General features: G+C 65.5%; 19 protein-coding genes, 1 tRNA gene and 1 pseudogene. 11 read left to right on the top strand and 10 right to left on the bottom strand.

The window, feature by feature from the left end; translation table 11 throughout:
- Window positions 1-27: 27 nt before the first annotated feature.
- The gene (locus AB7M16_RS06200; protein ID WP_172783084.1) at window positions 28-759 is read left to right on the top strand and encodes an aspartate/glutamate racemase family protein; all 732 of its coding nucleotides are present in this window, start codon (window positions 28-30) and stop codon (window positions 757-759) included.
- A gap of 169 nt (window positions 760-928) precedes the next feature.
- Window positions 929-1,423, top strand: a complete 495-nt coding sequence (locus AB7M16_RS06205) for a hypothetical protein (protein WP_453943391.1) — start codon at window positions 929-931, stop codon at window positions 1,421-1,423.
- 180 nt (window positions 1,424-1,603) lie between these two features.
- Here the strand turns inward: AB7M16_RS06205 and AB7M16_RS06210 are convergent.
- Both AB7M16_RS06210 and AB7M16_RS06215 read right to left on the bottom strand, forming a co-directional pair.
- Window positions 1,604-1,960: pseudogene (locus tag AB7M16_RS06210) on the bottom strand (hypothetical protein).
- A 104-nt stretch (window positions 1,961-2,064) separates the two neighbouring features.
- Complete coding sequence (locus tag AB7M16_RS06215) at window positions 2,065-2,400, bottom strand: hypothetical protein (RefSeq protein ID WP_453943392.1); 336 nt, start codon at window positions 2,398-2,400, stop codon at window positions 2,065-2,067.
- Window positions 2,401-2,492: 92 nt separating this feature from the next.
- Between AB7M16_RS06215 and AB7M16_RS06220 the strand changes: the two genes are divergently transcribed.
- Window positions 2,493-2,657 carry a hypothetical protein gene (locus tag AB7M16_RS06220; protein ID WP_212258121.1) on the top strand — a complete coding sequence of 55 codons (165 nt, stop codon included), beginning with the start codon at window positions 2,493-2,495 and terminating at the stop codon, window positions 2,655-2,657.
- Here the strand turns inward: AB7M16_RS06220 and AB7M16_RS06225 are convergent, their stop codons facing one another.
- Complete coding sequence (locus AB7M16_RS06225) at window positions 2,658-3,188, bottom strand: gamma carbonic anhydrase family protein (protein ID WP_260379792.1); 531 nt, start codon at window positions 3,186-3,188, stop codon at window positions 2,658-2,660.
- 84 nt (window positions 3,189-3,272) lie between these two features.
- Window positions 3,273-3,602: a DUF6949 family protein gene (locus AB7M16_RS06230; RefSeq protein WP_212258119.1), complete on the bottom strand. Its 330-nt coding sequence runs from the start codon at window positions 3,600-3,602 to the stop codon at window positions 3,273-3,275.
- Window positions 3,603-3,825: 223 nt separating this feature from the next.
- Between AB7M16_RS06230 and AB7M16_RS06235 the strand changes: the two genes are divergently transcribed.
- Window positions 3,826-4,533: a hypothetical protein gene (locus AB7M16_RS06235; RefSeq protein ID WP_453943393.1), complete on the top strand. Its 708-nt coding sequence runs from the start codon at window positions 3,826-3,828 to the stop codon at window positions 4,531-4,533.
- Between the two features lie 288 nt (window positions 4,534-4,821).
- Window positions 4,822-6,654: a caspase family protein gene (locus AB7M16_RS06240; protein ID WP_453943394.1), complete on the top strand. Its 1,833-nt coding sequence runs from the start codon at window positions 4,822-4,824 to the stop codon at window positions 6,652-6,654.
- Between the two features lie 40 nt (window positions 6,655-6,694).
- Here the strand turns inward: AB7M16_RS06240 and AB7M16_RS06245 are convergent, their stop codons facing one another.
- Together AB7M16_RS06245 and cysE are read right to left on the bottom strand one after the other, a co-directional pair.
- Window positions 6,695-6,913, bottom strand: a complete 219-nt coding sequence (locus AB7M16_RS06245) for a DUF3126 family protein (RefSeq protein ID WP_007602550.1) — start codon at window positions 6,911-6,913, stop codon at window positions 6,695-6,697.
- 131 nt (window positions 6,914-7,044) lie between these two features.
- Window positions 7,045-7,869 (bottom strand): serine O-acetyltransferase, encoded by an 825-nt coding sequence (gene cysE / locus AB7M16_RS06250; protein ID WP_172783075.1) that lies wholly within the window; start codon window positions 7,867-7,869, stop codon window positions 7,045-7,047.
- A gap of 291 nt (window positions 7,870-8,160) precedes the next feature.
- On the opposite strand from cysE, the gene AB7M16_RS06255 reads away from it, so the two are divergent.
- Together AB7M16_RS06255 and AB7M16_RS06260 are read left to right on the top strand one after the other, a co-directional pair.
- Window positions 8,161-9,564 (top strand): hypothetical protein, encoded by a 1,404-nt coding sequence (locus AB7M16_RS06255; RefSeq protein ID WP_453943395.1) that lies wholly within the window; start codon window positions 8,161-8,163, stop codon window positions 9,562-9,564.
- A gap of 134 nt (window positions 9,565-9,698) precedes the next feature.
- Window positions 9,699-10,520: a dienelactone hydrolase family protein gene (locus AB7M16_RS06260; RefSeq protein ID WP_453943396.1), complete on the top strand. Its 822-nt coding sequence runs from the start codon at window positions 9,699-9,701 to the stop codon at window positions 10,518-10,520.
- Window positions 10,521-10,727: 207 nt separating this feature from the next.
- Here the strand turns inward: AB7M16_RS06260 and AB7M16_RS06265 are convergent, their stop codons facing one another.
- Entirely contained in the window at window positions 10,728-11,141 is a 414-nt protein-coding gene (locus tag AB7M16_RS06265; protein WP_212258113.1) for a hypothetical protein, read from the bottom strand.
- A 108-nt stretch (window positions 11,142-11,249) separates the two neighbouring features.
- Here AB7M16_RS06265 and AB7M16_RS06270 point away from each other — a divergent pair, with 108 nt between their 5' ends.
- The gene (locus AB7M16_RS06270) at window positions 11,250-12,185 is read left to right on the top strand and encodes a LysR family transcriptional regulator (protein ID WP_453943397.1); all 936 of its coding nucleotides are present in this window, start codon (window positions 11,250-11,252) and stop codon (window positions 12,183-12,185) included.
- Between the two features lie 15 nt (window positions 12,186-12,200).
- On the opposite strand, the gene AB7M16_RS06275 is transcribed toward AB7M16_RS06270, so the two are convergent.
- Both AB7M16_RS06275 and AB7M16_RS06280 read right to left on the bottom strand, forming a co-directional pair.
- Window positions 12,201-12,956 (bottom strand): alpha/beta fold hydrolase, encoded by a 756-nt coding sequence (locus tag AB7M16_RS06275; RefSeq protein WP_453943398.1) that lies wholly within the window; start codon window positions 12,954-12,956, stop codon window positions 12,201-12,203.
- Window positions 12,957-13,120: 164 nt separating this feature from the next.
- Window positions 13,121-14,257 carry a hypothetical protein gene (locus AB7M16_RS06280; RefSeq protein ID WP_172783069.1) on the bottom strand — a complete coding sequence of 379 codons (1,137 nt, stop codon included), beginning with the start codon at window positions 14,255-14,257 and terminating at the stop codon, window positions 13,121-13,123.
- Window positions 14,258-14,564: 307 nt separating this feature from the next.
- Between AB7M16_RS06280 and AB7M16_RS06285 the strand changes: the two genes are divergently transcribed.
- Window positions 14,565-14,810 (top strand): zinc-finger domain-containing protein, encoded by a 246-nt coding sequence (locus AB7M16_RS06285; protein ID WP_007602543.1) that lies wholly within the window; start codon window positions 14,565-14,567, stop codon window positions 14,808-14,810.
- A 20-nt stretch (window positions 14,811-14,830) separates the two neighbouring features.
- Window positions 14,831-16,033 carry an FAD-dependent monooxygenase gene (locus AB7M16_RS06290; RefSeq protein ID WP_453943399.1) on the top strand — a complete coding sequence of 401 codons (1,203 nt, stop codon included), beginning with the start codon at window positions 14,831-14,833 and terminating at the stop codon, window positions 16,031-16,033.
- Window positions 16,034-16,056: 23 nt separating this feature from the next.
- On the opposite strand, the gene AB7M16_RS06295 is transcribed toward AB7M16_RS06290, so the two are convergent.
- Window positions 16,057-16,479 (bottom strand): twin-arginine translocation pathway signal, encoded by a 423-nt coding sequence (locus tag AB7M16_RS06295; RefSeq protein WP_453943400.1) that lies wholly within the window; start codon window positions 16,477-16,479, stop codon window positions 16,057-16,059.
- A gap of 172 nt (window positions 16,480-16,651) precedes the next feature.
- Between AB7M16_RS06295 and AB7M16_RS06300 the strand changes: the two genes are divergently transcribed.
- Window positions 16,652-16,740 (top strand) — tRNA-Leu (locus tag AB7M16_RS06300).
- The last annotated feature ends 7 nt before the right edge of the window (window positions 16,741-16,747 follow it).

Consider the following 16,747-nt stretch of genomic DNA (forward strand, 5'->3'; position numbering starts at 1 on the left):
CGTCTGAGAAGGGACTCGTCTGACCTGATGCGGCTTCACGTCGTGAATCCCAACACAACGGCGTCGATGACGGCGAAGATCGCCGCTGCCGCGCGCAGCGTTGCCCTCGCCGACACCGTGATCGATGCGCGTCAGCCGGCGATGGGCCCGGTCTCGATCGAGGGGTTTTACGACGAAGCTTTTGCGGTACCGGGCATGCTCGGCTGCATCCGCGAGGCCGATCGCGACGGCGCGGACGCGCACATCATCGCCTGCTTCGACGACACCGGCTTGGATGCCGCGCGTGCCGCCGCCAAGGCACCGGTGATCGGTATCGGCGAGGCCGGCTTCCACCTCGCGAGCCTGATCGCCGCGCGCTTTGCCGTGGTGACCACGCTCGGCGTCTCCATCGTTCCGATCGAGCACAATCTGCGGAAGTACGGCCTGGCCGAACGCTGCGCCCGCGTCCGTGCCGCCGAGGTCCCGGTGCTGGCGCTCGAGGCGCGCAACGCTGAGGCGCTCGGCAAGATCTCGGCGGAGATCACCGCCGCGATCCGTGACGACCGGGCAGAGGCCATCGTGCTCGGCTGCGCCGGCATGGCCGATCTCGCGGGCGAGCTCGCCGCCGCGCACGGCCTGCCCGTGGTCGATGGCGTCGCCGCCGCGGTGACGCTGGCGGAATCACTGGTGCGGCTGGGACTGACGACGTCCCGCCTCGGCCCCTATGCGGCCCCGCGCACGAAGAGCTATTCCGGGCCGTTTTCGCAATTTCAGCCTTGATCCGTATCGTTCGGCGCCGGCAAGGCTCGCTGAACACTGGTTTTTTTGCGCTCAGCCTCTTTTTGGTCCCATTCCTTGCCGAAACGTAAGGCTTTCGGGACGCCCCGGTGACCCCTCTGGGTTGCCGGTCTTCGCCACTCACCAAGTTTCAATTTGGGTTTTGTCAGCGATGATCGATCTCGCCGAGGACACGCCGTCCAACCCCCTCCTTCGCCTCGGCGCCCAGCCGATCGCGCTGACCGCCGCCGCCCTTCTCCTGCTGATCGCCGGCGTGACCTCGATCGCGATCTGGCGAGCCTATTCCGGCACCGCCCCCGAGTCCGACCGGGTGGTGGCCTCGCGGCAGCTTCAGGCCCGCACCGCCCAGGCCTCCGAGCAGCTGGTCGAGAAGACCAAGGGGCTGGAAGCGACCCAGCAGGAATCGATCGACCAGCTTCAGGTGGTGCAGGACCAGCTCCAGACGATGAAGCGGCTGATGGCGGCGCAACAGGCCGACACCAAGCGTCTGTCCGAGCAGGTCACAGCCTTGAACGAGTCCATCGACGGCCTGCGGCAGTCCTTTGCCAGTGCACGGGCGACCGAGGTCGAGACGCCATCGGTCACCCGCAGGAAACCGGCACGGCACCGCGTCCAGGCCAGCGCGCGCAAGCGCTCGCGCGGCTGAGCCGATCACAAGGCGGGAACTTTATTTTAGCCAGTTGTGAACTGGATCACATTCGCCGGTGTGATTCCGCGCGATGCTCGCAATCACCGGATGGCGTGAGCCGATTTCAATATCCGGGGCTGGCAAGGTCGTTGACGGTATACTGCGTCAACGGCCTTGTTTTTTAACAGCTATTCCGCCTCACTCGCAGACGTCGACCCGGCGGTAGCGCCATCCCGATGGCGTCATGACACGCTTCCGCGCGACATAGCAGCCGCCGTAGCCATCGTTGTAGGCGGGGCCATAGTCGTCGGGTACGGCGTAATACGGATAGCCGTAGCCCTATCCGTAATAGCCGCTGTACAGGCCGGCACCGGCGACGCCTGCTCCGATCGCCACGCCAGGCCAGAAGCCGCCGCCATGCCAGTGGCCGCGATGGCCCCAACCGCCACCATGACCCCAGCCACCGTGTCCGAATCCTCGCGCCTCGGCCGCCTGCGGCGCTGACAAGCCGATCACTGCAACGGCCAGCGCCGCTTTCATCATCCTGCGTAACATCACTCGATTCCTGTGCGTGGACACGCTCCACGCTTCAACGCAGGACCAAGCTAACGTCAGGCGATCATTCGTGACAGCCACACTGTCTCACTTCCGCGCGAGCGTCAGCAGCCGCGGCAGATGCTCTTCAATTTCCTGTCGAGCTGGCGGTTCTCGGCGTTGACGGCGGCATCAACCCCGCCGCCACCTGCGCCACTGCCGGTCGTGACTCCAGAGCCGGGCCCGGAAGATTGCGCCGTCCCCAGGCTGTTGGTGCCAGGCGGCGATGCTGGCGAATTGGCGATACCTCCGGTCGATCCCACCGAGCCTCCCGTCGACCCCATCGAGGCTCCGCTCGATCCGGCAGACCCGCCCGCCGTTTGCGCGAATGACGCGGCCGGCATCGCCGCGAGTGCGAGGATCAGAAGCGCGGTCTTGATCGAAGCGCACGACCTGGCCATCGGAAATCTCCTTTGCCAGTCAACGGTCGCCGCGAAGACCTGTTCCGGAACAAACGCCGTCACATCAGCTTGACGTCGCAGGAGCAGTCACGATGACCGATCGCGATCCATTTGCAGAGGGCGAACGCGCCGCGCGCGAAGACATTCCGGCTGAGGCCAATCCCTATCGCGACGGCAGCGACGAGCACGCGCTCTGGGCCGCCGGCCACGAAAAGGTGGCAGGCGCGATCGAAGCGCGCCAATCCGAAGGCAGCTGATCAGCCGATCCGCTTCAGGCCCTGCTTGAAGCGCGGACCGTTGGCCACATAGAACCTCGCCGCACTCCCCATCTTCTGCACCTGCGCGTCGTCGAGGGTGCGGATCACGCGCGCGGGCGAGCCGATGATCAGCGAGCGCTCGGGGAACTCCTTGCCCTCGGTGATGACGGAGCCGGCACCGACGATGCTGTTGCGGCCGATCTTCGCGCCGTTCATCACGATCGAGCCCATGCCGATCAGCGCGCCCTCCTCGATGGTGCAGCCGTGCAGGATGACGTTGTGGCCGACGGTGCAGTTCCTGCCGATGACAAGCGGAAAGCCGAGATCGGTGTGGCAGGTCGAGCCGTCCTGCACGTTGGCGCCCTCGCCGATCTCGATCCACTCATTGTCGCCGCGCAGCACCGCGCCGAACCAGACGCTCGCGCCCGGCTTCAGGCGCACCCGGCCGATCACGGTCGCGGTTTCGGCGATGAAATAATTGCCGTCGGCGGGAAGGTCGGGCGCCTGCCCGTCGAGCTCGTAGATGGCCATGGGGGTCTCCTGTCGCGTTGACGACTGGCATAGCCAAACGGCCGCCCCGACGCAAAGGGCCGGCCGCGCTCGAGCGCGCGGGCATCAGGCCAGAAGGCCGGCGGCGCGCAGCGTCATCAGGAAGAAGGTGCCGCTCATCATGCTCCAGAACCCGGCGATGAGGGTTGCCATCATCACGAACTCGACGCGGCGGCTTTCCACCCGCATGCCGCGCAGCGTGTTGCGCATGATGATGAAGGGCGCGGCGAACACCAGGAACGGAACCGCCGCGAAGGTTTTCGGCGCCACGCCGTCCTGCAGCAGGCCGAAACCGGCGGGCCGCTGCGCAAGCGCCTGATATCCGTTCACGAGCGCGCCCGCGAGCGCGAAACCGATGCAGATCGAGAAGAAGGTGTTGAGAGCTTCAGGTGTCATCGGAACTGCTCCGCCCTTACGCAACGCGCGTGCCTTCCTGTGACAAAGAGTGCGCCTTAACGCTACATTATCCTTAAGGAAAGGTTAACGCGGCCGGCCGGCCCGCGCAGGGGCCGTCCCCGCTTCCCGCAGCCGGGAACGCTCCGCGAAATCGCCGTCGCATGGCATATTCGCCGCTGATTCGTCGGCCATCGGCCGACCTCCGGTCGACCTTGCGCAATTCATGACCTTGTTCTCGGCAGCTTCCCTCAGGTCCCCTCGCACGCGCACCCGGGCGCACGTCGTCCCGATCGTGCTCGGCGGTGCTGCCGCGGCGTGTGCGGTCGCGCTCGTCGCCTATCTGTTGTGGCCGACCTGGGGCAGCGGCGGCGCGAATGCCCCGGACAAGCTGCCGGTGAGCGTCGGCGGCACGTTGTTCAACTTGCCGGTCACCGCGATCCGGATGAAGATCCAGCGGCACTCGGGGCCGCAGGAACGCATCGATCTCGACTTCCTCTATCCTTCGCTGGAGCCGCCCGGCGCGCCCAAGCACGTCACCTCCGACACGGCGGAAGCGGCGCTGCAATCGATCGACCGCATCTTCCTGTCGATCGCGGCCCATCACGATGCGCTCTCGCCCGAGCAGCGAACGACGACGATCTATCCGCGCTATCTCGACCAGGCAGCAGTGATGCCTGCGGACGGCCTGACGATGCGGATGTTCCGCACCGACACGCCCTACGGCAGCGAGGACCTCTATTCCGCAGCAAGCCCCGCGCTGACCACGCGCTGCACACGCGATGCGGCCACCCCGGGCATGTGCCTCGCCGAGCGCCGCGTCGGCGGCGCCGACCTCACCTTCCGCTTTCCACGAAGCTGGCTGTCGCAATGGCGCGACGTGGCGGAGGCGATGGACAGGTTGACGGCGCAGCTGCGCGGGCCGCGGGGCTGAGCGGGGCCGGCTGGAGCCTCCAAAACAAAAAATCGAAAACAACCCCATGCACAGTAGCCAAGCGTGGGCAGCATCGAGCTTTTTCGTATTTTTCGAATAATGATTGACCTGTCGGGGCAAAACAGGGCATGATGCCACGATGCGGTGGCCCACTAGGGGGGCCGGCGTCTTTCACCGGCACCGGGGTTTGCCCGGATGGCCGCATGGATGTGTGATTGATATCACTGAACGCGGATTGCATTTGGCCATCCTGCGAATAATCTGACGCTATTGCATTCGGGGGCTGGAATGCGGCTTCGGCTGTTTGCTTTGTTGATTGTTGCGATCTGGGTCGGAGCCGGACCGGCGCTGGCCGAGAAGCGCGTCGCGCTCGTCATGGGCAACTCGGCCTACACGAACGTGGCGAGGCTGGCGAACCCCGCTAACGATGCCGCCCTGGTCGGTGGCATGTTCAGGAAGGCCGGGTTCGATACCGTCGACATCAAGCTCGACCTGAGCGTCGTCGACATGCGCAAGGCATTGCGCGAGTTCGGCAGCAAGGTCCGAGATGCGGACGTTGCAGTCGTCTACTACGCCGGCCATGGCATCGAGCTTGACGGCACCAATTATCTGATCCCGACCGATGCCGCGCTAGAGACCGACACCGACGTTCTCGACGAGGCGTTCCCGCTCGACCGGGTGCTGTTTGCGGTCGAGCCGGCCAAGCAGCTGCGCCTCGTCATCCTGGACGCCTGCCGCGACAATCCCTTCGCCAAGACGATGAAGCGTACCATCGCTTCGCGTGCCGTCGGCCGCGGGCTCGCCAAGGTCGAGCCGACCAGCCCGAACACGATGGTTGCCTTCGCGGCCAAGGCGGGCTCGACTGCCTCGGATGGTGATGCGAAGAACAGCCCGTTTGCCACGGCTCTGGTCGACCGCCTGCCGACGCCGGGGCTCGACCTCGGCAAGGCCTTTCGATTCGTTCGCGATGATGTGCTCAAGACCACCGGCAACAAGCAGGAGCCGTTTGTCTACGGCTCGCTCGGCGGCGACGACGTGGCCCTGGTTCCGGCCAAGCCAATCGTCACCGGCCCTCAAGCCAATCCACAGGACACCGTACGTCGTGATTATGAGCTGGCGCTTCAGCTTGGTACGCGTGACGGCTGGACCGCCTTCCTCGCTAGCTTTCCCAGCGGTTTCTATGCCGATCTCGCCAAGGGTCAGTTGAACAAGATTGCCGCCGAAGAAACCCGCGCCGCCGCTGCGGAGAAGGCCAGACAGGCCGAGGACGAGAAGGCAAAGCTGGCGTCCGACCGCGCCAAGAAGGCCGAGCAGGAGAAAGCCGCTGCGGCCGCGAAGGCGGCTGAGGACGCCAAGGCTGCGGCGGAGAAGGCCAAGCAGGTCGAGGAAGCCAAGGCAGCTGCTGCCGAGCAGCGCAGGAAGGACGCAGAAGCGGCTGTCGCCAAAGCCTTGGCCGACAAGCAGGCTGCCGAAAAGGCGCTCACCGAGAAGATGGCCAGCGAAAAGGCAGCATCCGAGCTAGCCGCAAAACAGGCGGCGGAGAAGGCTCAGCGTGACGGTGAGCAGAAGGTCGCGGCCGTGGCTCCGACTCAATCGCCGCCCACTCTCTCGCCGCTGGAGACTACCAAACTGGTGCAGTCAGAGCTGCGCCGCGTCGGCTGTCTGGCGACACCGGCGGACGGCGACTGGAATGCGTCATCGCAGCGCTCGCTGACGCTCTTCAACAAATATGCCGGCACGAAATTCGACGCCAAGCTCGCGAGCTTCGACGCGCTCGATGCGGTCAAGGCCAAGCCGGGCCGGGTCTGCCCGCTGGTGTGCGACCACGGGTTCAAGGCTGATGGCGACGCTTGCGTGAAGATCACCTGCCGCGCAGGCTATCGCGTCAATGACGACAATGAATGCGAGAAGATGCAGGACAAGAAGCCGGTCGCGGCCCGCGAGGACGCCAAGAAGCGAGATGCGGAGCGGAAGCAGACCGAAGCTGCACCCGCGAAGCCGTCTGCATCTGGACAAATGGTCTGTAACAACGCGGGCTGTCGTCCGGTGAAATCCGGATGTCGGATAGTCCGAGACATTAAGGCCAATTCGGCATCACAACTAGTAGAAGTGTGCGACTGAGAGGCCTTCGCGAGACCCAAGCGGGGGCGCGACGCCGCATCTACTCCTGGTCCACCAGGTCGTCCTCGAGGATCGCCATCTGGAACTGGAACGAGCGATCGTCGTCCTCGTCGTCGACGAAGAGCACGCCGATGAACTCCTCGCCGATATAGACTTCGGCGGAATCGTCCTTCTTCGGCCGCGGCACGACGCGGATCTTGGGATTGCCGAATACGCGCTTCAGATACGCATCCAACTTTCTGACTTCTTTGACGTCCACGGCAAGTCTCCGATCGAAAATGGTCGGCGGGTTTTAGGACGAGATGCGGCGAACCGCCAGCACGAATTGTCAAAGAAATTTGGGACGAAAAGGGCCGGAAAATCCCGCCCTTCGCAGCGTCAAAAGCCCGCTCAGAGCCCCATCGCGTTGATCATCTGGTCCATGGTGCGCGACGGCTCGGCGCAGCCGGCCTCGCCGACGATCTTGGCCGGCACGCCCGCGACCGTGACATTGTGCGGCACCGGCTTGACCACGACCGAACCGGCGGCGATCCGCGCGCAATGGCCGATCTCGATATTGCCGAGGATTTTTGCGCCGGCCCCGATCAGCACGCCGTGGCGAATCTTCGGGTGACGATCCTCGTTTTCCTTGCCGGTGCCGCCGAGCGTGACGCCGTGCAGGATCGAGACGTCGTCTTCGATCACAGCCGTCTCGCCGCAGACGAAGCCGGTGGCGTGGTCGAGGAAGATGCCGCGGCCGATGCGCGCGGCGGGATTGATGTCGGTCTGGAACACCGCCGACGACCGGCTCTGAAGGTAATAGGCGAAATCCTTGCGGCCCTTCAGATACAGCCAGTGCGCGAGGCGATGGGTCTGGATGGCATGAAAGCCCTTGAAGTAGAGCAAGGGATCGATGAAGCGCGAGGTCGCGGGATCGCGGTCGTAGACGGCAACGAGATCGGCGCGGAAGGCGTTGCCGAGATCAGGGTCGTCGCGCAGCGCCTCGGAATAGGCCTGGCGCACGAGATCTCCCGACAGCGCGGAATGATCGAGCCGGTCGGCGACGCGGTGGACCACCGAATCTTCGAGGCGGCCGTGATGCAGCACCGCCGAATAGATGAAGGTCGCAAGCTCGGGCTCGCGTCGGACGATGTCCTCCGCTTCGCCGCGGATCCGGTCCCAGATCGGATCGAGCGATGCGAGCTTTCCTCCCGGATTGACCTGATGCACTGCCATGGATTTTCTCTTTGGAATTTTGCTCTACGAATGGGCGTCTTTTGCTCTCTGTATAGCACAGTCTAGACGAGAAAGTCCTGACGGGCTTGCCTGAGAGTGAACAGCACCTTGCCCCATTGGGCATGCCAAGGCCTTGAAACATAACAGTTTCTTGTGACGCCCCACGCGACAAGGTCGGCTCAAAGTGGTCAGAGTTTCGCCAAATTCAAGCCGGGCGGCTTCAAACTATTGGTGAATTCTCTTTGAGCCGTTATTGCGGTGATTGGTCCGAATGCGAGGGCGGGAGCTGATTTGAGCATCACCACCGATCAATTGCGCGCGCGCGCAGCTGGCACGTTTTGGCTGCGGCTGGCGGCGGTGGCCTTGCCACTTCTCTTGCCCCTCCTGATGATCGCGCCGGCGGTCTGGAACGGCTATCCGCTGTTGCAATGGGATACCGGCGGCTATCTGGCGCGCTGGTACGAGGGCTACCTCGTCCCCAGCCGCTCCACGGTGTTCGGCCTCTACCTGCACTATGGCGAGGGTTTTGGCTTCTGGATCAACCTCGCGGTCCAGTCGCTGGCGACGCTGTGGCTGCTGCAGCTCACGCTTCGCGTGCTTGGTTTGATGCAGACCTTCCGCTTCGTCGCGATCAGCTTCTGCCTGATGCTGTCGACCGCGCTGCCCTGGCTTGCGAGCATGCTGCTCACCGACATCTTTGCCGGGCTCGCCGTGCTGTCGCTGTTCCTGCTGGTGGTCGGCGCAAGCCGCACCTCGTCGCTCGAGAAGATTTCGCTGTTCATCTTCACCGCCTTTGCCGTGGCGACCCACAGCGCCACGCTCGGCGTGTTGCTGGGGCTGTGCGCCGCCGGCTGGATGATGCGGCCGTTCGTGGGCGGGCGGCTGCCGCTCGCCGGATTGACGCAGGCGAGTCTCGCCATCGTCGCGGGCGGCCTGATGCTGGTGTCGGCGAATTATGCGCTGTCCGGCAAGCTGGCCTGGACGCCCGGCGGTTACGGCGTCGCCTTCGGCCGCATGATGCAGGACGGCATCGTCGCGCAATATCTCAACGACCATTGCCCGCGCGAACACTACAAGCTCTGCCCTTACCGCAACGAGCTGCCGGCGAGCGCCGACGAGTTCCTGTGGGGCAAGAGCATGTTCAACACGCTCGGCCGTTTCGCAGGCATGAACGAGGAGATGGGCACCATCGTCGTGCAGTCGCTGAAGGATTATCCGGCCTGGCAGGCCGGCGCGGCGCTCCGCGCGATGGGGCAGCAATTGCTGCATGTGGCGACCGGCGAAGGCACCAACGGCTGGATTCCCCACACCCGCGGCATCATCGAGCGCTACATCCCCGCACAGGCCGCGCCGATGCGCGCGGCGCGGCAGCAGAACTGGGGTATCAATTTCGATTACGTGAACTGGCTGCATGTCCCGGTCGCGCTGGCCTCGATGCTGGCGCTGGTCGCGCTGCTTGCCCAAGCGCTGGCGACCCGCCGGCTGGACGATCTGACGCTGCTGGCTGGAACGGTGACGCTGGCGCTGCTCGGCAACGCCTTCATCTGCGGCGTGATCTCAGGGCCCCACGACCGCTACGGCGCGCGCATGGTGTGGGTTGCGACGTTCGTGGCGCTGATGGCGGCGGCGCGGCGTTGGGGACCTGGCGATGCGGGCGAGGACGTTCGCCAACCAGGCGGCCGCCATCGGCATTAGCAGCTTCCGCTTCGTCGAGGTCGTATTTCCATGGAGAAACGCCGCGCGGTTACGTCGCTCGGATCGACTGGACTGCCGCCTGCCCTGTGCGGCGGTAACAACCGCGCTGTTTGGATTCAAAAGGGGGAAAATCTATGCATCGTGTCGCCTGCACCATTGCGGCCGCGTTGACGGTCCTATTGTCGACCCGGCTCGAGGCTGAAACGCTCTCGTTCGAGAGCGTTGTCTCTCCTTCCGAGCGGACCGCAATTCTGACTGGCACCTTGTCGCTTCCTCCAGGGCCCGGGCCTTTTCCCGTGGTCGTCTTGATGCATCCCTGTGGCGGGCTCGACCGGTTTGGCGTGGCGACCCTTCAGGCGCACGCGAAGAACCTGCAAGCGGCCGGCTTTGGCGCATTCATTCTTGATAGTTTCGGGCCGCGGAATCTCGGCGGAGGAAAGGGTTGTGGACTGGAGGCATCCCGCTTTCGAAAGGACGATGCCTTTAACGCGAAGGCTTTTCTGGAGAGGAACCCGAAAGTCAGCAAGGACAATCTGTTTGCGCTCGGCTTGAGCAGCGGAGGTAGCGCAGCGATCGAGATCGCCAGGGGGACAGCCGAAGCCCGATTTAGAGCCGCGGCGGCCTATTACCCGGAGTGCCACGCATTCAGCCCGAACTTCGCGATACAATCGCCGCTGTTGATCTTCGTTGCCGGGAATGACGACTGGACGTTGCCAGACGGCTGCCTGCGAGCCAAGAACATCAAGTGGGTGGCCGGCGCCGAATTTGACGTGGTCGAGTATCCGAACGCACATCATGGCTTCGATCAACAGCGCGACCGTCCCTTCAAATACAGAGGACACACGCTCGCCTACAGCCCCGACGCCACGGCCGACAGCCGAAAACGAGTGATTGATTTTTTCGTTCGCCACCTGACGGATGATCTCAAGACAAAAATGCGGAAGGATCGCAACTGATCCTTTGGGCGCAGGTCGGCACGTTCGAGCAGCTAGCGTCTACAACGTAAAAGATACTGGGCGAGGACGTCGAAGCGCTTGGGCAACTCAGGCAACATGGCCTCACCCGCGCCGTGACAAGAACTCCAGCACGCCGGTCTTGTAGACCTTGCCGCCGACCGCACGCATGTGATCGCTGCACCGTCACCGTAATTCATCCGCAATTTTTCACATCTCCTTGGCGAGCGCGAACAGCCGGAAATCCTCGAGCGCCGCGTGCCGATGCGGGGCGGCTTCGCGCCGGTAAGCCTCGGTGTCGACGATCGAACGGAAGGTGGCGAAATCGCCGTATTCATTGATCGCCGCTTCGTCCCAGCGTTCGCCTGACGCGCCGACGAGGCTCGTGAGGACCGGCCCGGAAAACATCCGCGCGAGCGGCTTGCCGGCCGCAAGACGCCGGAATGCCGGCCTGTAGCGTTCATGAAAAGCCTCGCGGCCCGAGCAGGGCGCGGCGTCGAAGCCGTCCTCGTAACGCGCCTGCGCGCGGTAGCGCAGCAGATTGAGCATATAAACCGGCTGGCCGGGTGGAATCGCGCGCTCGGCGGCGTCAAGGGCTTGCAGGGTGATCTCGATGGGGTTCATGGGACTTCCCGCGTTTTAAGCGCCGCAGAATGCGCGCTGACGCTTCCTGAATTAGCCGTTCGGGAATGTCTCTTGTAGTGATCGCCCGGCCATGGCTATGTGGACTACATGTCCACAACGACCTTGCCTCCCGATCTCTCGCGTCTCCTCGCCTTCGTCCGCGTAGTCGAGGCGGGCTCCTTCGCCGAAGCCGCGCGGCGGGCGGGGACGACCACCTCGGCGATGTCCAAGGCGGTTGCCCGCTTCGAAAAGGCTCACGGGTTGCGGCTTTTGCATCGCTCCACCCATTCGTTGGCTCTGACCGAGGAGGGCGACCGGCTGATGGCGGCGGGACGCGCCTTGGTTGAAAGTCTCGCCCGTGTCCAATCTGCGCTCGGCGAAGTCGCGCGCGACGATGGCGGACGGGTGCGCGTGACCGCCCCCGCTTCGTTCGCGCGCGCCTGCATCCTGCCGCGGCTGCCCGCGTTCCTGCGGGAACGACCGGAGCTCGAGATCGAGGTCAAATTCCGCAACGAGATTCTCGATCTCGCGGCGGAAGGCGTCGACGTCGCGATCCGCTCAGGGCCCCTCGACCGCGCGCCCGGCCATCAGGCCCGGCGGCTTTGCACGTTCTCCTGGATCGCTTGCGCTTCGCCCGCCTATCTGAAGGCGCGCGGCGCGCCGGCCACTCCCTTTGAGCTTTCCGCGCACGACCACGTCGGCTTCCGCAATCCCGCGAGCGGTCAGATCCTGACCTGGCGCTTCGCCGACCCGCGCGGCAAAGGACCCATGCGCGTCACGCCCAAGCCCAAGCACATTTGCGACGACGCGCATGCTTCGCTCGCTTTGATCGCGAATGGGTTTGGGATCGGCTGGGGGCCAGCGTGGCTCGTCAGCGAAGACCTTCGCACCGGCCGGCTGGTCGAAGTGCTGGCGCCCTGGCGCGCACCTAAGGAACCGCTATGGATGGTGCGCACCTCCGACCGCCGCCCGCCCCTGCGCACGCAGCGCGTCATCTCGTTCCTCAAGACGCTTCCCGCCGTGTTCAGCGACGAGGCAGCGTGAAGCAGCTTTGCCGCCTCACCCCCGCCGCGCCAAAAACTCCAGCACGCCGGTCTTGTAGACCTTGTCGCCGACCGCACGCATGTGGTCGCGGTTCGGAATGTCCAGCACTTCCGCGCCGGGGATGATGGCGCCGAGCGCGCTGGCGCTTCCTGCGACGTCATCGGTCGAGCCGACGGCGATCAGCACCGGCACGTCGATGCGCGCGGCTTCCTCGCGGGTCATGAGATCGCGCGTGCCGCGGAGGCAGGCGGCGAGCGCGCGGCGGTCGGAGCGGGTCTGGTCGGCGAACGCGCGAAACGTGCGGCCGACGGGATCGGTGACGTCGTCCAGCGCGGGCGCCTCCAGCGCCTTCGCCACGTTCTCGCCGGGGCCGCTGCCCTCGATCAGGCCGCCGATGCCGATGCCGCCGAGGATCGCCGAGCGCAGGCGCTGCGGCTCGTTGAGGGAGAGCCAGGCCGTCATCCGCCCGCCCATCGAATAGCCCATGATGTCGGCCTGCGGGATGGCGAGATGATCCATCAGCGCGAGCACGTCGCCGGCCATCACGGGAATGGAGTATTGCGCGGGCTCGTAGAGCTTTGCGCTCTCGCCGTGGCCGCGATTGTCGAGCGCAATCACGCGCCGGCCGTTCTTGCGCAGTTCCGAAACCCAGGTCGGATAGACCCAGTTCACGTTCTTGCTGGAGGCAAAGCCGTGCACCAGGATGATCGGATCGCCCTCGCCTTCGTCGAGATAGGCAATTTCAACGGCGCCGTTATGAAAGCTCGGCATCATCAGTTCCGTGAGGTCTGGAGGGGAATGGCCGATCTTAGAGCACGATCCGGACAGATGTGCAGCGGTTTTTCCGCGCGACAAACGCGGAGCGCGCTTGCGCGGAGATCATGCTCAAACAAGGACCCGGAGTGCGCCGACGATTGACCGCAATTTCGTCCGCTTTAGGCCTTGAGAGCCGCAGCTTCCAGCGCAGCTTCGGCGGCGATCTGCGCGCGGCGAAGCCGCCGCGCTCGCCTGCGATCGCACCAGGCCTGGGTCAGGCGCTCGGTCGTCGCCTTGATGGAGGAGAGCAGGCCGAACAGGGTCACGACCGCGCCAAACAGCCAGAGCGCCAGATCGAACGCGCCGCCGACGAGCAGCAGCGCGCCACGGCCGAGCAGCTTGATGATCGCACGCGTCTTGCCGCCTTGCGCTTCCGCAAGCCGCGCCGCGCGGGCGACGTCCTTCGGGCCTTCGGCGATGCGCAGCGTATCCATGGCGCCCCGCGTGCCGGTCTTTCCGGCGACGCGCGTGACGTCCTTGCCGAGCCGGACCAGCGCACCGGCCTTCTCTGCGCGGAACGCGGCCTTGATCGCGCTCACGGTCTGGCCAGGGCGCAGCACCGAGCCTGATGCCACTGCGTTCCGGAGCATCGGCGTGTCGACGACCTCGCGCGCGGACCGGCCGGCCCATGCGGCGAGCCCCTCGCCGAGCCGTCCGAGCTTGCGCGCATCCTTCACCAGCGTCAGCCCGGCGCGCACCGGCGCGGCACCGCCGACGGAGACGTAGGTTGCCGCCGTCACCGCAAGGCCGGCCGCCGCAAGAGAGAGCACGAGGCGGTCGGTGTCCTCGCCCATGGCGAGGTGCTTGCCCTCGCGCACCACGTCCCTGATGTCGCCGAACACGAAGAGATCGCCGGCCACGGTCCCGGACAGGCTCGCGACATCGTCCGCGTTGCCGGTGACGAGACCGGTGGCGAAGCGCTTGGCGAAATGCGAGGTCGAATTCTCGGCTTTCACGGCGTCGCCGACGCGGCTCAGGAGATCGTCGGGAAGCGCGATGTTGCGGTCACGCGCCAGCGCCACGAAACTGTCGGCGAGATCGGCATCGCCGGCGGCGAGCGCGGCCTCGATATTGTCCTGAACCAGGCGGTCGTTGTGCCGCAGGACTGCATCGAGCTTCAGCTCGGAGAGTGAGGCCGGATCGTCCTGGGCGGCCAGGATCGCGCCGGCCTCGCGGGCATGCGGCGCCACCTGCGCAAGCATGAAGCCGCACGCGGCCACTCCCGCCAACGCCGTACTGATTCGAAACCACTTCATGTGGAAAAGCCCGGATGCCCTTGGATGCCCGCGCGGAACGATACGCCTTTCGTCCCGATTTCACGCAACCACAGAGATAGTATGCCAAAATTGCGACACAACGTCCCCGACGAAAGAAGGGCTTCTCTCAGGCCGCAAGATTGTGTCGAATTTGCATGAGCCAATGAGCATGGGGCGCTTGCGGAGCTTTTCGGTTCCATTGGACTAGCAATCATCTGCACCCGCCAGTATGGTCCGCGGCGCCTCAAAGATGCCGCGTCAGTCGTTGATTGTGTCTGCCGCCTCTGCCACTCCAGGATGAACTACGATGTCCGACCATGTCGTCCCGCACTTTCATAACGATGCCGGTGTCCCCGTCATCGAGATCGGCTCGCAAGAGTTCATGTGCGTGGGCGCCAACCCTCCGTTCGACCATCCGCACGTCTTCCTCGACCTTGGCAACGACAACGAGATCATCTGCCCCTATTGCTCGACGCTGTACCGCTTCGCGGCCGACCTGAAGGCGGGCGAAGCCCGCCCGCCGGAATGCGTGCTGAAGGACAAGGTGGCCTGACCGCGTCCACCGGTTAAGGGGTGGCGCTCTCCCGAACGATTGTCATCGCCGGTGCCGGCATCGGTGGCCTGACGGCCGCACTCGCGCTCGCCGCGCGCGGCTTCCGCATCGTCGTGCTGGAAAAGGCCGAACGCCTCGAGGAAGTCGGCGCCGGCCTGCAGCTCTCCCCCAATGCCAGCCGCGTGCTGGTCGAGCTCGGCCTGACCGAACGCCTCAAGCTTCGCGCCGTCACCCCGGAGGCGGTTTCGATCATGAGCGCGCGCGCCGGCGGCGAGCTGCTGCGCATGCCGCTCGGCGAAGCCGCCTCGCTGCGCGCCGGCGCGCCCTATTGGGTGGTGCACCGTGCCGACCTGCAATCGGCCCTCGCCGGCGCCGTTGCCGACCATCCCGACATCGACCTGAAGCTGGGCGCGACGTTCGAGGATGTGGCGCCCCATGCCAAGGGCCTGACGGTGGTCCATCGCAGCGGCACGATCCGCCGCAGCGATCTCGCCAGCGCGCTGATCGGCGCCGATGGCATCTGGTCGACGGTGCGCCAGCATCTGTTTCCCGAGGTGCAGCCGCGCTTCTCCGGCCTGATCGCCTGGCGCGGCACGCTCGATGCCACGCAACTGCCGAAGGACTATACCGCGCGCCGGGTGCAGCTCTGGATGGGGCCGAACGCCCATCTGGTGGCCTATCCGATCGCGGGCGGGCGCCAGATCAACGTGGTCGCGGTGCTGCCGGGCACCTGGAACCGGCCGGGCTGGAGCACGCAAGGCGATGTCAGCGAGGCGATGGACGCCTTTGCCGGCCCACGCTGGCCGCCGGCGGCGCGGATGATGCTCGCCGCGGTCGACAGCTGGCGCAAATGGGCGCTGTTCGGCGTCCCCGAAGGCTGCCCCTGGAGCAAGGGTTCGGTGGCGCTGCTCGGCGATGCCGTGCACGCGATGCTGCCGTTCGCAGCGCAAGGCGCCGGCATGGCGATCGAGGATGCCGCCGTGCTCGCCCGGCATTTGAGCCTCGAGGCCGCCGAGAGCAGCAAAGAGGTTGCCGCCGCGCTGACGCAATACGGCCGTGCGCGCCAGGCGCGGGTGCGGCGGGTGCAGCGGACCGCGCGGCAGCAGGGCCGCATCTATCATCTCAGCGGGCCACTCGCGCTCGCACGCGATCTTGCGATCCGCGCGCTCGGCCCGGAGCGCATGCTGGCGCGGCAGGACTGGATCTACGGCTGGCGACCCTGATGCGAACCGCGCGGCAGGACGCCTCAGCGGGCGGCCTTGCCGGATTTTGATGCGGGCTTGGCGGCGGCCGCGGGCGATGCCGGAGGCGGCGGCTCCTCAGGCGGCGACTCCCGGCATCTGTTGCGGCGCCAGGCGTCCTCGGCCATTTGGGCCTGCCCGCGCACGGCGACATAGTCGTTGCGATAAGCGAGCTCGGACACGACCGCCCCGCCGGTCCCGGTCTCGGCCTTCTGCATCAGCGCCCGCAGATCGTCAGTGCGCTTTGCGAGCCCCTTGCGCTCGGTCTCCAGCTGCTTGCAATCGTACAATTCGTATTTGGCGGGATCGGCGAAGGCCGGCGCGATCGTCTCGCTCACGCTGGCGCAGCCGGACAGCGCAAGGCCAGCCGCAAGCAGCGCGAACAGCGCGCCAACGCCGCGCAGCGAAGAGGAAAACGAAGCAGCCATGCCGGATGAATAGCCCCCGTGGATTGAGAATGCCTAAAGCAGCAACAGATGTCCGGATTGAGGCTTTGCCTTGTGCGCCCGGCTCGCTTAAGGAAGAACCGTCCTTTCGGCTGCGAACGCGCCAATTCCAGACCGCCGGAACGGACTTAAGTGTTTGATCTCGTTGGATCAAGCGGGCATGGCGGAATTGGTAGACGCAAGGGACTTAAAATCCCTCGGTGCGCAAGCGCTGTGCCGGTTCGACCCCGGCTGCCCGCACCATCGATTG

Source organism: Bradyrhizobium sp. USDA 372 (genome assembly GCF_053629095.1).

Bases quoted from the DNA above. Each gene is read 5' to 3' on its own strand.
- AB7M16_RS06200 (WP_172783084.1), top strand. From the start codon at position 28: ATGCGGCTTCACGTCGTGAATCCCAACACAACGGCGTCGATGACGGCG.
- AB7M16_RS06205 (WP_453943391.1), top strand. From the start codon at position 929: ATGATCGATCTCGCCGAGGACACGCCGTCCAACCCCCTCCTTCGCCTC.
- AB7M16_RS06215 (WP_453943392.1), bottom strand. From the start codon at position 2,400: ATGGCCAGGTCGTGCGCTTCGATCAAGACCGCGCTTCTGATCCTCGCA.
- AB7M16_RS06220 (WP_212258121.1), top strand. From the start codon at position 2,493: ATGACCGATCGCGATCCATTTGCAGAGGGCGAACGCGCCGCGCGCGAA.
- AB7M16_RS06225 (WP_260379792.1), bottom strand. From the start codon at position 3,188: ATGGCCATCTACGAGCTCGACGGGCAGGCGCCCGACCTTCCCGCCGAC.
- AB7M16_RS06230 (WP_212258119.1), bottom strand. From the start codon at position 3,602: ATGACACCTGAAGCTCTCAACACCTTCTTCTCGATCTGCATCGGTTTC.
- AB7M16_RS06235 (WP_453943393.1), top strand. From the start codon at position 3,826: ATGACCTTGTTCTCGGCAGCTTCCCTCAGGTCCCCTCGCACGCGCACC.
- AB7M16_RS06240 (WP_453943394.1), top strand. From the start codon at position 4,822: ATGCGGCTTCGGCTGTTTGCTTTGTTGATTGTTGCGATCTGGGTCGGA.
- cysE (WP_172783075.1), bottom strand. From the start codon at position 7,869: ATGGCAGTGCATCAGGTCAATCCGGGAGGAAAGCTCGCATCGCTCGAT.
- AB7M16_RS06260 (WP_453943396.1), top strand. From the start codon at position 9,699: ATGCATCGTGTCGCCTGCACCATTGCGGCCGCGTTGACGGTCCTATTG.
- AB7M16_RS06265 (WP_212258113.1), bottom strand. From the start codon at position 11,141: ATGAACCCCATCGAGATCACCCTGCAAGCCCTTGACGCCGCCGAGCGC.
- AB7M16_RS06270 (WP_453943397.1), top strand. From the start codon at position 11,250: ATGTCCACAACGACCTTGCCTCCCGATCTCTCGCGTCTCCTCGCCTTC.
- AB7M16_RS06275 (WP_453943398.1), bottom strand. From the start codon at position 12,956: ATGCCGAGCTTTCATAACGGCGCCGTTGAAATTGCCTATCTCGACGAA.
- AB7M16_RS06280 (WP_172783069.1), bottom strand. From the start codon at position 14,257: ATGAAGTGGTTTCGAATCAGTACGGCGTTGGCGGGAGTGGCCGCGTGC.
- AB7M16_RS06285 (WP_007602543.1), top strand. From the start codon at position 14,565: ATGTCCGACCATGTCGTCCCGCACTTTCATAACGATGCCGGTGTCCCC.
- AB7M16_RS06295 (WP_453943400.1), bottom strand. From the start codon at position 16,479: ATGGCTGCTTCGTTTTCCTCTTCGCTGCGCGGCGTTGGCGCGCTGTTC.